The organism is Luteitalea pratensis (genome assembly GCF_001618865.1).
In the GTDB taxonomy this organism is placed as follows: domain Bacteria; phylum Acidobacteriota; class Vicinamibacteria; order Vicinamibacterales; family Vicinamibacteraceae; genus Luteitalea; species Luteitalea pratensis.
The window spans coordinates 3,520,676-3,539,228 of sequence record NZ_CP015136.1 but is presented as its reverse complement, the minus strand read 5'-3'; the positions used below and the strand labels follow the sequence as shown (position 1 = coordinate 3,539,228).

Here is an 18,553-nt window from a genome sequence, read left to right as displayed (position 1 = left end):
CCTCGGAGAGGCGTCCCTACCTCACTCCTCACATTTCAAACGCAATGACCGTGTCGTAGTCGTCGCGCGCCTTCGGATCGAGCGCGATCAGCACCGTGCCGTCCGGCTGGACGGTGAAGCGGGCCGCACCTCCACCCTTCAGGTATGTCGCCCGCCGCGGCGTGCCGCCAAGCGACGGGATCGCAATCTCGGCATCCTGCCAGTCGAGCACGTGCACGTAAACGGTGCTCCCCTTCTTCGTGGTCACGCCCCACGATCGCGGCGCGATCGGCCCCTGCCGCGTGCCGTAGATCGACGCGCCGTTCACCTGCAGCCACTGCCCCACCTGCTGGAGCCGCTCGACGTGCTCCGGCTGGATGCGCCCGTCGGGCATCGGTCCGACGTTGAGCAGGAAGTTGGCGTCGGCGCCGGCCGCACGCGCCAGGTATTGCACGAGCTCCTTCGTGCTCTTGTGACGCCGGTCCTGAAGGTTGAAGCCCCACGCGCCGTTGATCGTCTCGCACGTCTCGCGCGGCAGTGCGCCGATGGCGGTCGTGTTGAACCCCGTGGTGTTGGCGCCCGGCAGGTCCTTCTCGAACATCTGGAAGTCCTCACCAGGGAACGGCGACTGGTGATGGTTGCTGCCGACGAGCGCCGCCGGTTGCAGGCGGTGGATCAACTGGTACGTGCGTGCGAGCTGCCAGTTCTCGTCGGCCTTGTCCCACTGCCCATCGAACCAGATGCCGCCGATCGGACCGTAGTTGGTCAGCAACTCGGTGAGTTGCGTGTCCATGTACCGCAGGTAGGCGTCGAAGTCGCCGGACTCGGGCCGCTCCGATGCACGACCGGTACGGCCGCGGGGATAGTAGTCGGGGTGATGCCAGTCGAGCTGCGAGTGGTAGAAGAAGACCTTGATCCCTTCCTTGCGCGCCTCCTCGACGAGCGCCTTGATCACGTCGCGGCCGTACGGCGTGCGGTCGACGATGTCGTAGTCGGAGGCCTTCGAGTCGTACATCGCGAAGCCGTCGTGGTGCTTGCTCGTGATGGTGATGTAGCGCATTCCGGCCGCCCTGGCGATGCGCACCCACTCGGCCGCGTCGTAGCGGACCGGGTTGAAGAACCCCGGCAGCTTCTCGTACGTCTTCGCGGGGATGCCCTGGTTCTGCATCACCCACTCGCCGTCGCCGAGCACGCTGTAGACGCCCCAGTGGATGAACAGGCCGAAGCGGGCATCCTGGAACCACTCGCGCGCCTCGAGGTTCTCCTTCGCCGGCGTGTACTGATACGTGGATTTCCTGTTGATGTCGTCGCCCTCCGGCGGTTGCGCGAGCGCGGTAGAAGCCGCCATCAGGACGATGGCTGGCAGGATCGTGCGAATGTTCACGGGAGCCTCGACGAGTAACGTTCACCCATGGTCAGGTAGGGACCGCTCTCCGAGCGGTCCATGACTGCGATGCTCTCCATGGTTTCGATCTCCATCCGCGGGCCCGAGTCTGCGATCTCAGAGATGGACGCCTCGGAGAGGCGTCCCTACCTTGCAGAAGCTGACGAAGTCGCGGCGGCCGACGTCTTCCCCAGCTGCTGCAGGATGAAGGCGTACTCCAGCGCCACTTGCTCGAGGCGGGTGAACCGGCCCGATCGGCCGCCGTGACCGGCTTCCATGTTCACGCGCAGCAAGACTGGTGATGGCGATGAGTCGAGCGTCCGCAACCGTGCGACGTACTTGGCCGGCTCCCAGTACTGCACCTGCGAATCCCACAGCCCCGTCGTCACGAGCATCGCCGGATAGGACGCCTTGTGCAGCTGGTCGTAAGGCGAATACGCCAGCATGTAGTCGTAGTACGGCTTCTGCTTGGGATTGCCCCACTCGTCGAACTCGTTGGTCGTCAGCGGAATCGACTCGTCGAGCATCGTCGTCACGACGTCGACGAAGGGCACGTGCGAGACCAGGCCGCGATACAGTTCCGGCGCCAGGTTCGCGATCGCGCCCATCAGCAGCCCACCGGCACTGCCGCCCATGGCGAACACCTTGTCGGCGGCGCCGTACTTCAGCGCGACGAGCGCCTTCGTGACGTCCACGAAGTCGGCAAACGTGTTCATCTTCTTGAGCAGCTTGCCGTCCTCGTACCAGGCACGGCCCATTTCCTGGCCGCCGCGAATGTGCGCGATGGCCATCACGAAGCCGCGGTCGAGCAGGCTCACCCACGCACTGTTGAAGCTGGGGTCGGTCGAGATGCCGTAGGACCCGTACGCGAACTGGTACAGCGGCGCCGTGCCGTCGCGTTTCGTGTCGGTGCGATAGACGATCGAGACCGGCACCCTGGCGCCGTCGCGCGCGGTGACCCAGATGCGTTCGGTGGCGTACTTCGTCTTGTCGAAGCCGCCGAGCACCGGCGTCTCCTTCACGAGCGTCCGCGCCCCGGTCACCATGTCGAGGTCGTAGATCGTCGACGGCGTCGTCAGCGACGTGTAGGAGTAGCGAAGCGTGGTGGTGCCGGCCTCGCGATTGACCCCGATGCCCATGACGTAGGCAGCTTCTTCCGAGGCGACGTCACGCGACTGCCCTGCCTGGTCGAGGATCCGCAGCCGCTGCAGCCCGTCGCGCCGCTCGCCGACAACGAGGTAACTGTCGAACGGCTCGACGGCGGACACGAACACGTCGGCGCGATGCGGCACGACGTCCTGCCACTGCGCGCGGTCCCCGACCGCCGCCTCCGTGGCCTGGACGACGCGGAAGTTCTTGGCCTGCCAGTTGGTGCGAATCACCCAGCGGCCGGCGACGTGATCGGCGTCGTACTCGAAGTCGCGCTCACGAGCGACGAGCACCTTGAAGGGGTCGGCGGGCGACGCGGCAGGGATGCACCGTGTCTCGCTCGACACCGTGCTGCTCACGCCAATGCAGAGGAACGCCTCGTCCTTCGTCCGCGAGACGCCCATGTAGAAGCTCTCGTCGGGCTCTTCGTACACGAGGACGTCCGTGGCCGGATCGGTCCCGACGACATGACGCTTGACGCGCTTGGTGAGCAGCGTCTTCGGGTCGATCTCGACGTAGAAGACCGTCTTGTTGTCGGCAGCCCACGCGACGTTGCCCGACGTGCCGGTCAGCTTCTCCGGATAGAGCTTGCCGGTCGCGATGTCCTTGAACTCGATGACGTACTGGCGGCGTCCGACCGTGTCGGTCGAGTACGCCAGCCGGGCGTTGTCGAGCGAGACGTCCCACTGGCCCAGGGAGAAATAGCTGTGCCCGGCCGCAAGCGCGTTCTGGTCGACCATGACCTGCTCGGCGCCGCCGGCTGCGGGGCGCCGGACGTTGACCGCGTAGTCCTTGCCCGCGAGAAACCGTGTCGAGTACAGGTAGTCGCGCATCCGCCAGGGGGGCGCCTCGTCGTCAGGCTTGATGCGCCCCTTGAGTTCCTCGAAGAGTTGCTCCCGCAACCCCTTCACGGGCGCGAGGACGGCCTCGGTGTAGGCGTTCTCCGCCTTCAGATGCTCCAGCAGTTCCGGCGACGTGCGCGTGTCGTCGCGTAGCCAGTAGTACGGGTCCTGCCGGTCGCCGTGTGGTGACGTCACGACGTGGGGCTTCTGCGCCGCGACTGGCGGCAATGGTGTCTGAGCCATCAAGGGTGCGGCATGAGCGACGGCGAGCGTCGCTGCGAGCCGGAGAGAGCGGATGTTCATGGGGGGCACTCCATGGGCAAGGTAGGGACGCCTCTCCGAGGCGTCCATCGCCTCGATCGCGTGGTCGAAGGGCGGAGATGCACCGATCGGAGAGCGGTCCACGTCCGTGCCTCGCGGTCCATGTCCGCGCCTCGAGCCGCGAGTTCGAGGAGATGGACCGCTCGGAGAGCGGTCCCTACCTTCCTATCGATCGCGTGGTCGAGGGGCGGAGATGGACGCCTCGGAGAGGCGTCCCTACCTTCCTACACGATGCAGAGCTGCACGGCCTCACGCAGTGACGTGAGCGGGTCTCGCTTCGGGACGAACTCGTGCGCGAAGTATCCCTGGTAGCCCTTGTCGGCCACCCACTTGGCGATCGTCTTCCACTGCAGTTCCTGCGTCTCGTCGAGCTCGTTGCGTCCGGGCACGCCACCGGTGTGCAGGTGGGCGATGTAGTCCCAGTTGTCGCCCATCGTCCGGAGGATGTCGCCCTCCATGATCTGCATGTGGTAGATGTCGTAGAGCAACTTCACCCGCGGCGAGCCGACACGCTTGCAGATGTCCACGCCATACGGCGTGTTGTCGCCGATGTAGTCCTTGTGGTTCACCTTGCTGTTGAGCAGTTCGACGATGACGGTCACGCCTTCGGCTTCGGCAACCGGCTTGATGCGGTTGAGGCAGGCGACGCTGTTGACCTTCGCTTCCTCGATGTCCTGACCGCGACGGTTACCGAAGAAGGTGATGACATTGGGGATGCCCGCCTTGGCGGCCTTCGGGATCATCTCGGTCAGCGACGCGACGATACCGTCGTGGAACTTGGTGTTGTTGAGGCCGTCGGGGATCGAGCGCACCGCCGGGAATCCGGTCGAGCAGGCGAGTCCGAAGTCTCGCTTGCCGATGATCCACTCCTCCTCTGTGAGGAGGTCCACGGCGCCCAGGCCCATCTCGGCGCACGCCTTGAAGAACTCGGGCAGCGGAATCTTGTTGTAGCACCAGCGGCAGACCGACTGCTTGACGCGGCCCGTCGATGGGGCCAGGGCGGCGGCAGGCGCCGGCATCGCGGCGGCGGCGGCCGTCACTGCGGCAGCGCCGAGAAGTTCACGACGAGTGACGTCGGACATGGGCAACAGTCTCCTTGAGGGGGAAGTGTACTCTCGACGGCCCGGACAGGAACAATTCAGGCACGCTGTGCCGACATTCAGAATTCACAAATGCAGCGCGGGGCCAGCTCCGGTGCACTCTCCAGGAACATTTCCTCGGTCTTGCTGGCGATCAGCATTCACGGTTCAGCGACGTCCCGGAACCCTGCGCGGAGCCTGGCGCTGGTCGGCCTGCGCTCAATTCTGAATTCTGAATGTCAGCGAAGCCTGCCTGAATTGTTACCAGTCGTGCATCGTCCCGTCCATCCTGCGGTTCACGGGCAAGTAGGCCGGATCGTAGGGGTAGCGGGCGGCGAGGGCTTCGTCGATCTCGACGCCGAGTCCGGGGGCGTCACCGGGATGCATGACACCGGACGCGAACGCGTACTCGTGCGGGAACACCGCGTCGGTCTCGGCCGTGTGCGGCATGTGTTCCTGGATCCCGAAGTTGTGCACGCTGAGGTCGAAGTGCAGCGCGGCGGCCATGCAGATCGGGCTGAGATCGGTGGCGCCGTGACTCCCGGTGCGCACCTGGTGGAGTTCGGCCAGCGCCGCAATCTTTCGCAGGTGCGAGATCCCGCCGGCGTGGACCACCGTGGCCCGGATGTAGTCGATCAGCTGGGCCTGGATCAGGTGCTGGCAGTCGAAGACGCTGTTGAACACCTCGCCGACGGCGATCGGCGTCGTCGTGTGCTGGCGAATCAGGCGGAACGCGTCCTGGTGCTCGGCGGGCGTGGGGTCCTCCATCCAGAAGAGGTGGTACGGCTCGAGCAGCTTGCCGGCGCGGGCCGCCTCGATCGGGGTCAGCCGATGGTGCACGTCGTGCAGCAGGTCGACCTCGTCGCCGAACTCGCTGCGCATCCGCTCGAACAAACGGGGCACGAAATTCAGGTAGGGCTCGGTGCTCCAGCGATGCTCGGTGACGCCACCCTTCTCCGCCGGTTCGTACGGCCGGCCGGCACGGGCCACGCCGTAGGTGCTGCTCAAGCCGGGGATGCCCGACTGCACACGGATCGCCGTATACCCAAGGTCGAGCTGGACGGCGACCGCCTTGACGGCCTGATCGACATCGAGCCCGTTGGCATGCGCGTACACCCGCACGCTCTCGCGGGAGGCGCCGCCGAGCAACTGGTAGACCGGCAGGTTCGCGGCCTTGCCCTTGATGTCCCACAGCGCCGTGTCCACGGCCGCGATGGCGCTCATCGTGACCGGACCGCGGCGCCAGTAGGCGCCCTTGTACAGGTACTGCCAGGTGTCCTCGATGGCCCGCGCGTCGCGCCCGATGAGGAGGGGCACGACATGGTCGGTGAGGTAGCTCGCCACGGCCAACTCGCGCCCGTTCAATGTCGCGTCCCCCAGGCCGTACACCCCGTCCTCGGTCACGATCTTCAACGTGACGAAGTTGCGCCCAGGGCACGTCACGATCACGCGTGCGTCGACGATTTTCATGAAAACCCCAAAAAGGACGGAGGAGCGAGGACGGAGGAGCGAGGACGGAGGATCGAGGTAGGAGAAGAGGACCGAGGTGAAAAGGATGGCGCGAGCTCCGTCCTACCTCCGTCCTACCTCCTCCGTCCTCCCTCCTCCGTCCTCCGTCCTGTCACCGTTGCACCCTTCCGCTGCCGTCGCCCTTCACGAGCCGTTCGACCTCGTCGACGGTGACGCGGTTGAAGTCGCCGGGGATGGTCTGCTTGAGGGCGCTGGCGGCGACGGCGAAGCGGAGGGCGTCGATGGGCGACTTGCCGGAGACGAGGCCGTAGATCAGGCCGCCGGCGAAGCTGTCGCCGCCGCCGATACGATCGACCAGGCGCACGTCGTAGTGCTGGCTCCGTTGGAACTCACCGGTGGCTTTGTCGTAGATCACCGCGCTCCAGCCGTTGTCGCTGGCCGAGTGACTCTCCCGCAGCGTGATGGCAATGAGCGCGCAGTCGAATGTACGCGCGACTTCGGCGGCGGTCGCCTTGTACGCCGCAAGATTGAGCGCACCGGTCGTGACGTCGGTGCCGTGCACCTCGAAGCCGAGCACGGACTGGATGTCCTCTTCATTGGCGATGACAACGTCCACGGACGCCATCAGCGGACGCATCACCGATTGCGCTTTCTTCTCGGTCCAGAGCTTCTTGCGGAAGTTCAGGTCCATGCTCACGGTCGCACCCGCGGCCTTGGCCGCCTCGAGGGCTTCCTTCGCGCACGCCGCGCCGTTGTCGCCCAGCGCCGGGGTGATGCCAGTGCAATGGAACCACTTCGCGCCCGACAGCACCGTGGCCCAGTCGACCGTCCCGGGCGTCATCTCCGCGATAGCCGATCGGGCGCGGTCGTAGATCACCTGCGACGCCCGCTGGCTCGCGGACGACTCGGCGTAATAGACGCCGATGCGATCACCGCCCCGCACGATGTGCTCGGTGCGCACACCCTCGGCGCGAAGCGACTTCACGGCCGAGTCGCCGATCGCATTGGCGGGCAACCGGGTCACGTAATGACTCTCGCACCCGAACGTGGCGAGGCTGACCGCGACGTTGGCCTCGCCGCCGCCGAAGGTGGCCACAAACTGCGGACTCTGGAGGAAGCGCTCGAACCCCGGGGGGCTGAGGCGCAGCATGATTTCGCCGAAGCAAACAGTCTTCATTGCAATCTCTCGGGCTGCAGGCTACGGCCTGCGGCCTGCATGAACTACACCCTCACAACTGGTAGGGCCGGCTCTCCGAGCCCGGCCGTCTGAGGGCCGCGTTCGGAGAACGGGCCCTACCTCATTCACGCCTTTGCGCGCGCGGCCGCGACGCTTGCCACCACCGTGCGGGCATTGTTGGCGATGGCGGCAAAATCGTTGGCCGCGAGCGCCCTGGCATCCACCAGGTTGCTGCCGACGCCCACCGCGCACGCCCCAGCCGCGATCCACTCGCCGGCATTGGTAAGCGTCACGCCACCGGTCGGCATCAGCTTGATCTGTGGCAGCGGCGCCTTCACGTCCTTGATGTACCCCGGGCCCAGCGTCGTCGCCGGGAACACCTTGACGACGTCGGCGCCGGCTTGCCAGGCGGTGAGGATCTCGGTCGGCGTGAAACAGCCCGGCATCACCGCCACGTCGTAGCGGTGCGCGAGTTCGATCGTCGGCAGGTTCAGCACCGGGGACACGAGGTAGGTCGCGCCCGCGAGAATCACCTGGCGTGCCGTTTCCGGGTCGAGCACCGTACCGGCGCCCAACTGGAACCCGCTCGGCAGGTCCTTGGCGAGTTGCTCGATCAGCCCCACCGCACCGGGCACCGTCATCGTGACTTCCATCGCCGTGACGCCGCCCTCGATCAGCGCGTCCACCACCGAGCGCAGCTTGCCGGCATCCTTCAGGCGGATCACGGCGACGACGCCGCTCTGCTCGATGGCCCGGACCACGTCGGTCCGACTCATGCCATTCCTCCCGGTGCCAACGGCACCTCCAGATTCGCCGGTGTCATCCTCGGCACCAACAGGTGGATGACCACGAGCGCGATCAGGTACAGCGTGCCGGCCGCGATGAAGATCGGCACGTAGTTGTTGTTGGACGCGTCGAGCCACACGCCGACTGCGATCTGCATCATCGCGCCGCCACAGGCACCCATCATGGCGCCGAAGCCGATGACGCTACCGACGGCGCGCCGCGGGAACATGTCGCTCACCAGCGTGTAGAGGTTGGCGCTCCACGCCTGGTGGCCGGAGGCCGCGATGCTGACGAGCGCCACGGCGCCCCACAGGCTGTCGACCTGCGCGGCAAAGACAATCGGCGTCACGCTGACGGCAAAGCACAGCATCGTCAGCTTGCGCGCCACGTTGACGCTGAAGCCACGCTGGATCAACTTCGAACTGACGTAGCCACCGAGCACGCTGCCGATGTCGGCCACCAGGTAGATCGTCGCCAGCGGCAGCATGGCACTGCGGATGTCGACATGGTGGGCCTTGACCAGGAAGTCGGGCAGCCAGGTGAGGTACAGCCACCACACCGGGTCGGTCATGAACTTGCCGACCGCGTAGGCCCACACCTGCCGGCGCGGGTTGAGAACGATAGCGGTGATGAGGCCAGTGCTGAACAGGGCGACGGCGACCACGCGCGAACCGAAGAACGTCGCCGCCACCAAGCCGCTCACGAAGCACACCGCCGCGACGATGCCAGCCATGGCCAGGCCGGGGACCTTGAATACCGCGCCATCGGGCGGGTCGCTCTCGATCAGCGCGAGTTCGGCCGGGTTGACGCCAGGATGCGTACGGGGCGTGCGGTACTGCCACAGCCAGACGGCGAGCCAGAGGAAACCCACCGTGCCGGTGCCGAAGAAGGCCCAGTACCAGCCGTAGCGGAGCGTGATGATCGGGACGATGATCGGGGTCGCGAGTGCGCCGATGTTGGTGCCGGCGTTGAACAGGCCGGTGGCAAACGCACGCTCGCGCTGCGGAAACCATTCGGCGATGCTGCGGACCGAACCTGGGAAGATGGCCGCCTCGCCGAGCCCGAGCAGGACACGGCAGAACGCGAAGCCCGCCACCGAGGCCGCCATGGTCAGGCCGAGTGCCCCGAACGCGCCTTGCACCGCATTGCCGATGATCGGCGCCTCGGCGTGCAGCATCGCCGCGACGCTCCACAAACAGATGGCGATTGCCAGGCCGCGCCGCGTGCCGATCGTGTCGATCAGCCAGCCGGACGCCAGCATGCCGACCATGTAGGCGACCTGGAAGAAGAAGTTGATGTAGCCGAAGTCGGTGTTGGTCCACCCGAACTCGGTGGTGAGCGGCGCCTTCAGGACCGCCAGCACGTTGCGGTCGATGTAGTTGATCGTCGCGGCGAAGAACAGCAGCGCACAGACGACCCAGCGGATGCTCGTCGGTTTGTCCGACGACGCAGGCAGAGTGGTGCCTCGAGGGGGTGCGGCAGAGGCAAGGGCCATGGGCGTCTCCGTGCGTGATGCAGCTATTGGTTCACGCCGCTGGCGAGAAACCGCCATCGACCACGAGGACTTCGCCGGTCACGAAGCTGGCGGCCGGCGATGCGAGGAACACGCCCGCGCCGGCAAGTTCCGGAATGCTGCCGAAGCGCTTCATGGGCGTGCGCGTCAGGAACTCCTTGCCGCGCCCGGTGCCATCGAGCAACTGCGTGTTCAGGTCGGTCCGGAAGACCCCCGGTGCAATCGCGTTGACCGTGACGCCGTTTGCGCCCACTCGATGGCCACCGACTTGGTGAGCGAGGCGACGGCCGCCTTGCTCGCGGCGTAGGCCGCCACCTCGTACAGGGCCACGGACGACGACAGGGACGCGATGTTGATGATGCGGCCCCACTTGCGCTCGATCATCGCCGGCGCAAAGACCTGGCACGCACGCAGCGTGCCGGTCAGGTTGGTCTCGAGGATGGCTGCCCACTCCGCCTCGTCGACGTCGAGCGTCGGCGATCGCTTCGTGCGTCCCGCGCAGTTGACGAGGATGTCGCACGGACCGAGCTGGGCGGTGACGCCATCGCGGAGCGCCACCAGCGAGGCGCGATCGCCGACGTCGACCGCCAGGGCGAGCGGTGCGACGCCCCATGCCCTCGATCTCCGTTCCGGCTTCGTCCACCAACGCCTGCCTGCGGCCGGTGGCGACGACGTCGGCCCGGGCCTCGGCGAGGCCACGCGCGATCGCGCGCCCGATGCCCGACGTGCCGCCGATGACCACGGCCACACGGCCGCTCAGATCGAATCCCTGGAACATGAATGAGTCCGTCGCTCTTTCAGACTCTGCCGGATGACGCCGCAAGAGGTGCGACCGGTCGGCGGCTGAGCGTGAGATGGGCGTGCAAGTTCTATCAGGCAGGGCGAAGGAGGTCAATCTCGCGGAGAACTCGTCGGAGCGACGGCCACGGCGACGCCTGCGGTGGGACGAGCGCGTGGCCGGTCGGCTGGCGCGTGGACCTCGACACGTGGTGCCTAGCTGACCGCGGCGACGGGCGTGCTGGCGGGGGCGAGTGCCTCATCGCTGTTGAAACCGGCTTCGGTGGCCTGGCGATCGCGCGCCAGCGAGAGGTGCGCCTCCATCGTGCGGCGGGCACGCTCGCCGTCGTGGGTCCGCAGCGCGTGGTAAATCGCGCGATGCAGGTCGGCGGCTTCCTTGAGGTCCTTGCCTTGGGCCGCCGTCTTCCGGCGGTGCTCGTAGAAAATTTCGGAGACCATCTCCACCAGCGAGGCGAGGATGGGATTGCCCGCCGCGGCGGCAACGGCGCGGTGGAAGCGGATGTCGTGCACGAGGAACGCCTGCGGGTCGTCCATCGACGCGTACATGCCCGTGATCTCCTCGGAGATCGACGCCAGTTGATCGCCAGTCGCACGCTCGGCGGCCAGCCCCGCGACCCCGACCTCCAGGACCCGCCGGGCCTCGAACATCTCGTCACGTGTGAACCCGTGCAGCGCCGCCAGGAAGCTGAGCGGCTCGCTGCCGAGCATGGGCGGGCCGCCGCGGATGAACGTGCCGGCGCCGTGACGCGACTGCACCACACCCATCGCGGCAAGGGCCCGCAGCCCGGCACGCACGCTCGGACGACTCACGCCCACGCGCAGCGCCAGTTCGCGCTCGGCGGGCAGGCGCGCGCCCGGACGCAGGTCACCGCGCTCGATCAGCTCACGCACGTGGCCGACGACGAGCTCTGCGGCGACCCCTTCGAACGGTTTCTTGGAGGACTCTGACTTGTGTCTGGTCATACCAGTAGCCCGGATGACACGTACTGTTTCTTTGCCAGCGACGCTATCACCGGTGCTGGACCGTGTCAATTGCTCCGTGACGCAAAGGTGGGACACCCCGCCTGGGTGCCTTCGCCAACGGGCGCATGAGGGACGGACATTGCGACCTTGTTACAGGCCTTACATTGGTATGACCAATTTTGCGCGATCCGAAAGTTCGGAAACAAACACCAAGATTACGAAGGAACCCGTGAACGACGAATGGCCCCAGGGGAGATGCTCCCCTGAGGCCATTTCTCATCGCACGAGGCAGGTGGTGGCCGTGAAGTCTCAGACCCACCAAGCTTCGGCGGGTTGTTCCTTCAGGATCAGCGGCCGGAGGAATTTCACGGCATTGGCCAGGCCTTCATCGACCGAGGCCAGGGCGTCCTCGTGCTCGATGCTGACCACGTGGTCGTATCCGACGAGGCGGAGGGCGCTCATGATCTCGGCCCAGTCGCCAGCGCCATGCCCCCAGCCCACGGTGCGGAACAGCCAGGAGCGTTCCGTCATCCGCGTGTAGGACTTGGCATCGATCACGCCGTTGAGGCGCGCGTTGTTGCGGTCGAGCGCCACGTCCTTGGCGTGGAAGTGGAAGATCGCGTCACCAAGCGCGTGAATCGCCGCCGGCACGTCCACGCCCTGCCAGAACAGGTGGCTCGGATCGAAGTTGACGCCAATCTGCTTGCCCACGGCGCGGCGCAACTTCAGCGCGGTCTCGACGTTGTAGACCGCAAACCCCGGGTGCGACTCGAGGGCCACGCGGACGCCGTGATCCTTGGCGAACTTGCCGGCCCGCGTCCAGTACGGGATGACCTTCTTCTCCCACTGCCAGTCGAGCGCCTTCAGGAAGTCGGGCGGCCACGCGCAGGTGATCCAGTTGGGCACCTTGCTGCCCTCGCTGTCGCCGGGGCATCCGGAGAAGGTGTTCACCACGCCGACGCCCAGCAGTTCGGCGACACGCACCGTCTTGCGGAATACCTCGTCGTGGTCCTTTGCGAATGCCTTGTCGGGATGCAGCGGATTGCCGTGGCAGGACAGCGCCGAAATCGTCAGGCCCGCGTCGGCGAGCTTCCTCTTGTACGCCTTTGCCTTGGCCTTGCTCGAGAGCAGGTCCTCGACGTCGATGTGCGCCGCACCCGGGTAGGCCCCGGTGCCGATCTCGACGGCATCGAGTCCGGCCGCCGTCACCTTCTCGATCACCTGGTCCAGCGTGAGCCCCGCAAACAGGGCCGTGAACACGCCTAGCTTCATGGAAAGGCTCCTCGTTATGGCCAGCGAGCAACCTCCACTGGCTTGTAGATGATGCTGACGAACGCCGAGGGTCGAACGCAGAACGCTGCAGAAGAGCGTCAATCGGCGTTCAGCATTCAGCGTTCAGCGTTTTCGCGTAGTTACAGTGTGGCGACGGCCGTCCACACGTTGCCGTTCCGATGGCTGGCCAGCACGGCGTCGATCACGGCGTTGGCCCGCCACCCATCTTCGAACGACGAGAAATACGGCGGGCGCTCGCTCATCGGCCGTCCCTCCGCGATGTGCTCGTAGACGGCACGAAGGACGTTGCGGAAGGCATCCGGCCAGGCTTCCTGGTGCCCGCCCGGAAGCTTGGCAAGGCCCGCGACGTCCGGATCCATCAGCGAGGGATCCTTCTGCAGGATCATGTTGCCCTTGGCACGGTGGCCGATCCACAGCTCGTTCTGCGTTTCCTGGTGCCACCGCAGCGACGCTTCACCACCGTTGACCTCCAGCCACAGGTCGTTCTTGTGCCCCGCGCACACCTGCCCGACCGAGAACGTGCCCTTCGCGCCGTTCTCGAAGCGGACCAATACCGAGCACAGGTCCTCGACCTTGATCTCCACCGACTCGTAGGCGTCCTCGGCACTCGCCTTCTGGAACGCCAACCGTGCGCCCGATGGCTTCTTGCGCACCGGAATGACGGTCGTGAGATCCGAGAGCACGTGGGTGATGCGCAGCCCCGACACGTGCTGCGCCAGGTCGCACCAATGCGATCCGATGTCGCCCATCGCCGAGGATTCGCCGCCCTTGTCGGGCTCGAGGCGCCAGCTGTAGTCGGTGTCGAACAGCAGCCAGTCCTGCAGGTACTGGCCGTGGATGAAGCGCGGCGGTCCGATCTCGCCCTTGGCGATCATCGTCCGCGCCTGCTGCACGAGGGGGTTGCCGCGGTAGTTGAACGTCACCGCGTGCACGACACCCCTCGCCGTGGCCGCGTCGAGCAGTTCCCGGGCCTGCGCCGACGTCATCGCCAGCGGCTTGTCCGAGACGATGTGCTTGCCGGCCGCGATCGCCGCCATGCTCACCGGGTGGTGCATGTAGTTGGGCGTCGCGTTGTGCACCACGTGCACGTCGGGATCGTCCAGCAGCGCCTGGTAGTTGCCGTACCACTTCGGCACGCCGAGGGCCTCGGCCTTCTGCCGAGCCAGTTCGTCGTTGAAGTCGGCGATGGCGACGACGTCCACGAACCCGAGCCGACGCACCGCCTCCAGGTGATGAGGACCGATGAAACCCGCCCCGACCAGACCCATCCCGATTCGCTTCACAAGGAACTCCTCACGAAAGTGCAGAATTTCACAATTTCAGAATTTCACCGGCCACGTCGGCAGGTCGAAGCCCCGGACAATGCTATTGAAATTCTGGAATTCTGCAATTTTGAAATTGCCTACAGGCTTCCTGTCCGCATCTGTTCCTTCACGAAGTCCATCGTCCGCCAGCACATCGCGAGGATGGTCCAGGTGGTGTTCTGCGTCCCTCCCGACACGTAGGGACTCGCGTCGGCGAGGAACACGTTGGCGACGCCGTGCGGGCGGCACCAGGCATCGGCGTAGGAGGTCTTCGGATCGGTGCCCATCCGCGCCGTGCCGATTTCGTGGATCGACCAGCCTTCCGGCAACGCCTCGCGGCCGATCTCGATGTCCTCGGCGCCGGCGGCCCTGAACATCTCCTCGATCGAGCCGGCCATGTCGGCCAGCATCTTCTTCTCGTTGTCGCCGAACCGGTAGTCGAACCGGAGCACCGGGATCCCCCACGCGTCGACGACCTGCGTGTCGAGCAGGACACGGTTCTCCCAGCGCGGCAAGACCTCGCCGAAGCCGCCAAACGCGATCGGCGCCGGATAGTACGTGCGCACCGAACTCTTGAACGAGGCCCCGAATCCCTTCACGCCGTGTGCGTGACTGGGATACTCCGCGGCGCCGCCGCCGCCCTGGAAGTGGTAACCGCGGATGAAGTCGGTGCGCTTGTCGGTGCCGATGTTGCGGAATCGCGGGATGTAGGGGCCGACGCCGCGGGCGTCGTCCACGGTCGGCGTCTTGCCGATACGCTGCGGGATGAAGCCGCTGCCGCGCACGCCCATGATGTGTTCGCTCAGGTACCGGCCGAGCACGTCGTTGGTGTTGCCGAGCCCGTTCGGATACCGCGACGACTTCGAGTTCAGCAGGATGCGCGTGGTATCGAGCGTGCCGGCGCCGAGCACCACGACACGCGCCGTGAAGTCCATGACTTCCCTGGTCTGCGCATCGATCACCCGCACGCCCCGGGCCTTGTTGGTGTCCTCGTCGAGCAGCACCTCGCGCACCACCGAATACGGCCGGAGCGTCATGTTGCCGGTGTCGCGCGCGGGCGCGATGAGCGCTGCAGGCGAGTGGAACGACGCGTTGAGGTCGCAGCCGCGGCCACAACGCCCGCGGCGCATGCAACGCTGCCGGTACTTGTTGTTCAACACGCCGTCGGTCGTGATGCCCGCACGACCGGGAATCAGCTTGCGTCCGAGCGTGGCGATGCCGTTGCGAAAGACCGTCTCGGTGCAATTCAGCTTCGACGGCGTCTGGAAGATGCCGTCGGGCACCTGGTCGAGTCCTTCCTTGCTGCCCGAGCAGCCGAGCAGCGTGTCGACCTTGTCGTAATAGCCCTTCACGTCGTCGTAGCCGATCGGCCAGTCGACGTCGTAACCGTCGTGACTCGCGGCCTTGAACTCGTACGGGCCGTAGCGCAGCGCCCCGCGCCCCCAGAAATTCGTCTTGCCGCCGAGAATGCGCGCCCGGACCCAGGCGTACGGGGTCCCCGTCGTCGGATTCTCCTTCTCGTTCACGACCCAGTTGCGCGTGAACGTGTTGGCGGCGTAGCTCGTGAGCTTCTTGTACTTCTCGAACTCGGGATGATTGCTGTAGGGCCGGTCGACGAAGTTGTACTCGGCGACGTTCAGGCTGCGCATGTCCGGCGGCATACGCTGGCGACGGAGCGACTGATACGGCCACTCCATGGTCCGGTATTCCTTCTGCCCGTCCAGCATCCGGCCGGCCTCGAGGACCAGGACCTTGATGCCGGCCGTGGCGAGTTGGAAAGCCGCCATGCCGCCTGCCGCACCGGAGCCGACGATGATCACGTCCCAGGGGCCGGATCCAGGCGTGACCCTCTTCGACATCGCCTGTGACTCGGCGAGCACGGCCGCCAGATCGATGTCCAGCGAAGCGTCGGACTGCGGACGTGCGGGAGGGCGGGAGGGCTGCATGGGTGGAATACCGAAATGCCGGAATGCCGCGAATGCCGCATGCTGTGAAGGCGGACTAGAGCTCGCCGCGAGCCGCGCCATTCCTGGCATCGCGGCATCGCAGCATCGCGGCATTCCCTACAGATTGCCGCGCTTCATCTCGTCCTTCACGTAGTCCATGGCGCGCCAGCAGAGCGCCATGATCATCCACGTCGGATTCTGGCAACTGGCCGACACGAAGATACTGCCATCGACGACGAACAGGTTCTTGATGTCGTGCGTCTGGCCGAACGAATTGGTCACCGAGCTCTTCGGGTCGTTGCCCATGCGCGCGGTGCCCATCTCGTGGATCGACCAGCCTTCGGTGAGGATGTCGCGCCGTACCGTGATGTCGGTGGCGCCGGCGGCGCGGAGCATCTCCTCGGCCGTGTCCGCCATGTCGGCGGCCATCTTCTTCTCGTTGTCGCCGAACGTGTAGTCGAAGCGCAGCGCCGGGATGCCCCACGCGTCCTTCACCTCGGGGTCGAGGAAGACACGGTTCTCCTTGCGGGCGAGCACCTCGCCGAAGCCGCCGTAGTTGACCAGCGCCGGATAGGTGTCCCGGACGCTCTTCTTGAACGACGCGCCGAATCCGGCGGTCTCGGCGGCATTGGCCGGGTACTCCGCGGCGCCGCTCGCGCCCTGGAATCCGTAGCCGCGAATGAAGTCGGGATGCTTGTCGGTGACGTTGCGGAACCGCACGATGTACGTGCTCTGCGGCCGCCCGTCGTCGTTGGTCGGCATGGTGCCGACGCGCGACGGCAGCGTGCCGCTCGCACCCGGACCCATCACGTGCTCGCAGAAATAGTGGCCGACCACGCCCGAGGAATTCGCCGCTCCGTTCGAACGGCTCGCCGACTTGCTGTTAAGCAGCAACCGCGTCGACTCGAGGCAGGACGCCGCCACGATCACGAGGCGTCCCTTGAAGTCCATCGTCTCCTTCGTATTTCGGTCGATGACCCGGACGCCCGTGGCCTTGTTGGTGCTGTCGTCGATCAGGATCTCGGACACGACCGAGTCGGGCCGCACCGTCAGGTTGCCGGTGTCACGGGCCGGGAAGATCAGCGCGGCCGGCGAATGGAACGCCGCGTTCAGGTCGCAGCCCCGGCCACAGCGGCCGCGGCCCATGCACCGCGACCGGTACTTGCTGCTCAGCACGCCGTCCGTGGTCACGCCGGCGCGACCCGGAATCAGCCTGCGCCCCATCTTCGCGATCGCCCGCTGCACTTGCACTTCCCCGCAATTGAGCTTCAGCGGCCGCTGGAAGATGCCGTCGGGCAGGTGCGGAATGTTCTCCTTCGTGCCCGAGATGCCGAGCAGCGTGTCCACCTTGTCGTAGTAGGGCGAGATGTCGGCATAGCCGATCGGCCAGTCCTCGCCGAACCCGTCGTGGCTCTTCGCCTTCAGATCCAGCTCCGAGAAGCGCAACGACACGCGCCCCCAGAGATTGGTCTTGCCGCCAAGTACGCGGGCACGGACCCACGCATACGGCGTCCCGGTGATCGGGTTCTGCTTCTCGTCGGCCATCCACTCGCGCGTGAAGTGATTGCCCGAGTAGGACATCACCTTCTTGTACTTCTGCATCTCGGGCGTGAGCCCGTAGGGTCGGTCAAGCGTGCGGTACTCGGCCGCCGAGAGCGCGAACTCGTCCACCGGCAGACGCTGGCGCCGCACGTCCTTGTACGGCCACTCCATCGTCTTGTACTCCTTCTGCGGGTCGAGCATGCGCCCCGCCTCGACCAGGAGCACCTTGATGCCCGACATCGCCAACTGGAACGCGGCCATGCCGCCGGCAGCACCGGAGCCGACGACGATGGCGTCGTAGGGCTCGCGCCCGGGAGTGAGAGGGGCGACAGGTTGGGCGTGCATCACTCGGCCATTGGCTGGGCCTTCTGGCCGCAGTGGGGACAATCCTTGCCGTCCTCGGTGAGGCAGCCGACAAACTCGGGGAGGTACTGGTTGCCCTTGTACTGCAGGTCCTGCTGAATGCCGATTTCCGACGTGTAGTAGCCGCGAATCGTCGCGTCCTTGGTGGTGCGGAAGAACAGTTCGACAGGCGTCTTCGGCTGCATTTCGTTGGCGCTGATCTCGGTCAGGAACTCGTTGACCTGTGCCGCGCCGAGCTTCACGAAGGGGGCCTTGAACTTCGCGACGGCCGCTTCGTCGAGCGCGACGAGCCCTTGCGTCCAGGTGTTGCGCAAGGCGGCATCGGATTCGGAGAGCAGCAGGTCGATGTAGTCCGCTACCCGCGCCGCCTTCGCGCCCGGCGAATGCGCGTCGGTCGGGATGATGGCCTCGGTGAACGCGTCGACGGTGGCGTACTGCGCCGCCGTCAGCGCTTTCAGCTTGGGCGCGGCTTTGGCCCGCTGAATTGCCTCGAAGGCCAGCGCGCCCTCCTCCGAGATCAATGGCAGGAGCGCCAGGGTTCCGGCGCTGGTGCCGATCGCCTTGAGCATCGAGCGGCGGCTCATCCCGGCTGCGGTCGCGGTTTCGTTGATCTCGTTCATCTCGATCTCCATGCCCTTCGCCTG

General features: G+C 66.1%; 13 protein-coding genes and 2 pseudogenes. All 15 read right to left on the bottom strand.

Annotation, left to right across the window (positions count from 1 at the left end; all coding sequences use genetic code 11):
- Positions 1–28: 28 nt before the first annotated feature.
- Positions 29–1,327: an alpha-L-fucosidase gene (locus LuPra_RS14535; protein ID WP_110174686.1), complete on the bottom strand. Its 1,299-nt coding sequence runs from the start codon at positions 1,325–1,327 to the stop codon at positions 29–31.
- 182 nt (positions 1,328–1,509) lie between these two features.
- Positions 1,510–3,597, bottom strand: a complete 2,088-nt coding sequence (locus LuPra_RS14530) for a S9 family peptidase (RefSeq protein ID WP_418001416.1) — start codon at positions 3,595–3,597, stop codon at positions 1,510–1,512.
- A 302-nt stretch (positions 3,598–3,899) separates the two neighbouring features.
- Positions 3,900–4,757 (bottom strand): hydroxypyruvate isomerase family protein, encoded by an 858-nt coding sequence (locus LuPra_RS14525; protein WP_110171416.1) that lies wholly within the window; start codon positions 4,755–4,757, stop codon positions 3,900–3,902.
- Positions 4,758–5,015: 258 nt separating this feature from the next.
- Positions 5,016–6,224: a D-mannonate dehydratase ManD gene (gene manD / locus LuPra_RS14520; protein ID WP_110171415.1), complete on the bottom strand. Its 1,209-nt coding sequence runs from the start codon at positions 6,222–6,224 to the stop codon at positions 5,016–5,018.
- 151 nt (positions 6,225–6,375) lie between these two features.
- Positions 6,376–7,401, bottom strand: a complete 1,026-nt coding sequence (locus LuPra_RS14515; protein WP_110171414.1) for a sugar kinase — start codon at positions 7,399–7,401, stop codon at positions 6,376–6,378.
- Between the two features lie 125 nt (positions 7,402–7,526).
- Positions 7,527–8,177 (bottom strand): bifunctional 4-hydroxy-2-oxoglutarate aldolase/2-dehydro-3-deoxy-phosphogluconate aldolase, encoded by a 651-nt coding sequence (locus LuPra_RS14510; RefSeq protein WP_110171413.1) that lies wholly within the window; start codon positions 8,175–8,177, stop codon positions 7,527–7,529.
- Positions 8,174–9,682: an MFS transporter gene (locus LuPra_RS14505; RefSeq protein WP_110171412.1), complete on the bottom strand. Its 1,509-nt coding sequence runs from the start codon at positions 9,680–9,682 to the stop codon at positions 8,174–8,176. The genes LuPra_RS14510 and LuPra_RS14505 overlap by 4 nt, the downstream gene beginning before the upstream one ends.
- Before the next feature lie 31 nt (positions 9,683–9,713).
- Positions 9,714–10,258, bottom strand: a pseudogene (locus LuPra_RS34525) (SDR family NAD(P)-dependent oxidoreductase).
- A gap of 109 nt (positions 10,259–10,367) precedes the next feature.
- Positions 10,368–10,478: pseudogene (locus tag LuPra_RS34520) on the bottom strand (2-deoxy-D-gluconate 3-dehydrogenase); the annotation flags it as partial.
- Between the two features lie 215 nt (positions 10,479–10,693).
- On the bottom strand, positions 10,694–11,461 hold the full coding sequence (locus LuPra_RS14495; RefSeq protein WP_110171411.1) for a FadR/GntR family transcriptional regulator: 768 nt from the start codon (positions 11,459–11,461) through the stop codon (positions 10,694–10,696).
- Positions 11,462–11,770: 309 nt separating this feature from the next.
- Complete coding sequence (locus tag LuPra_RS14490) at positions 11,771–12,733, bottom strand: sugar phosphate isomerase/epimerase family protein (RefSeq protein ID WP_110171410.1); 963 nt, start codon at positions 12,731–12,733, stop codon at positions 11,771–11,773.
- A 140-nt stretch (positions 12,734–12,873) separates the two neighbouring features.
- The gene (locus LuPra_RS14485; protein WP_110171409.1) at positions 12,874–14,037 is read right to left on the bottom strand and encodes a Gfo/Idh/MocA family protein; all 1,164 of its coding nucleotides are present in this window, start codon (positions 14,035–14,037) and stop codon (positions 12,874–12,876) included.
- Between the two features lie 119 nt (positions 14,038–14,156).
- The gene (locus LuPra_RS14480) at positions 14,157–16,004 is read right to left on the bottom strand and encodes a GMC oxidoreductase (protein ID WP_234800886.1); all 1,848 of its coding nucleotides are present in this window, start codon (positions 16,002–16,004) and stop codon (positions 14,157–14,159) included.
- 117 nt (positions 16,005–16,121) lie between these two features.
- Positions 16,122–17,891: a GMC oxidoreductase gene (locus tag LuPra_RS14475; protein WP_110171408.1), complete on the bottom strand. Its 1,770-nt coding sequence runs from the start codon at positions 17,889–17,891 to the stop codon at positions 16,122–16,124.
- Complete coding sequence (locus LuPra_RS14470; RefSeq protein WP_110171407.1) at positions 17,891–18,541, bottom strand: gluconate 2-dehydrogenase subunit 3 family protein; 651 nt, start codon at positions 18,539–18,541, stop codon at positions 17,891–17,893. Before LuPra_RS14470 ends, LuPra_RS14475 begins: the two co-directional genes overlap by 1 nt.
- Positions 18,542–18,553 lie beyond the last annotated feature (12 nt).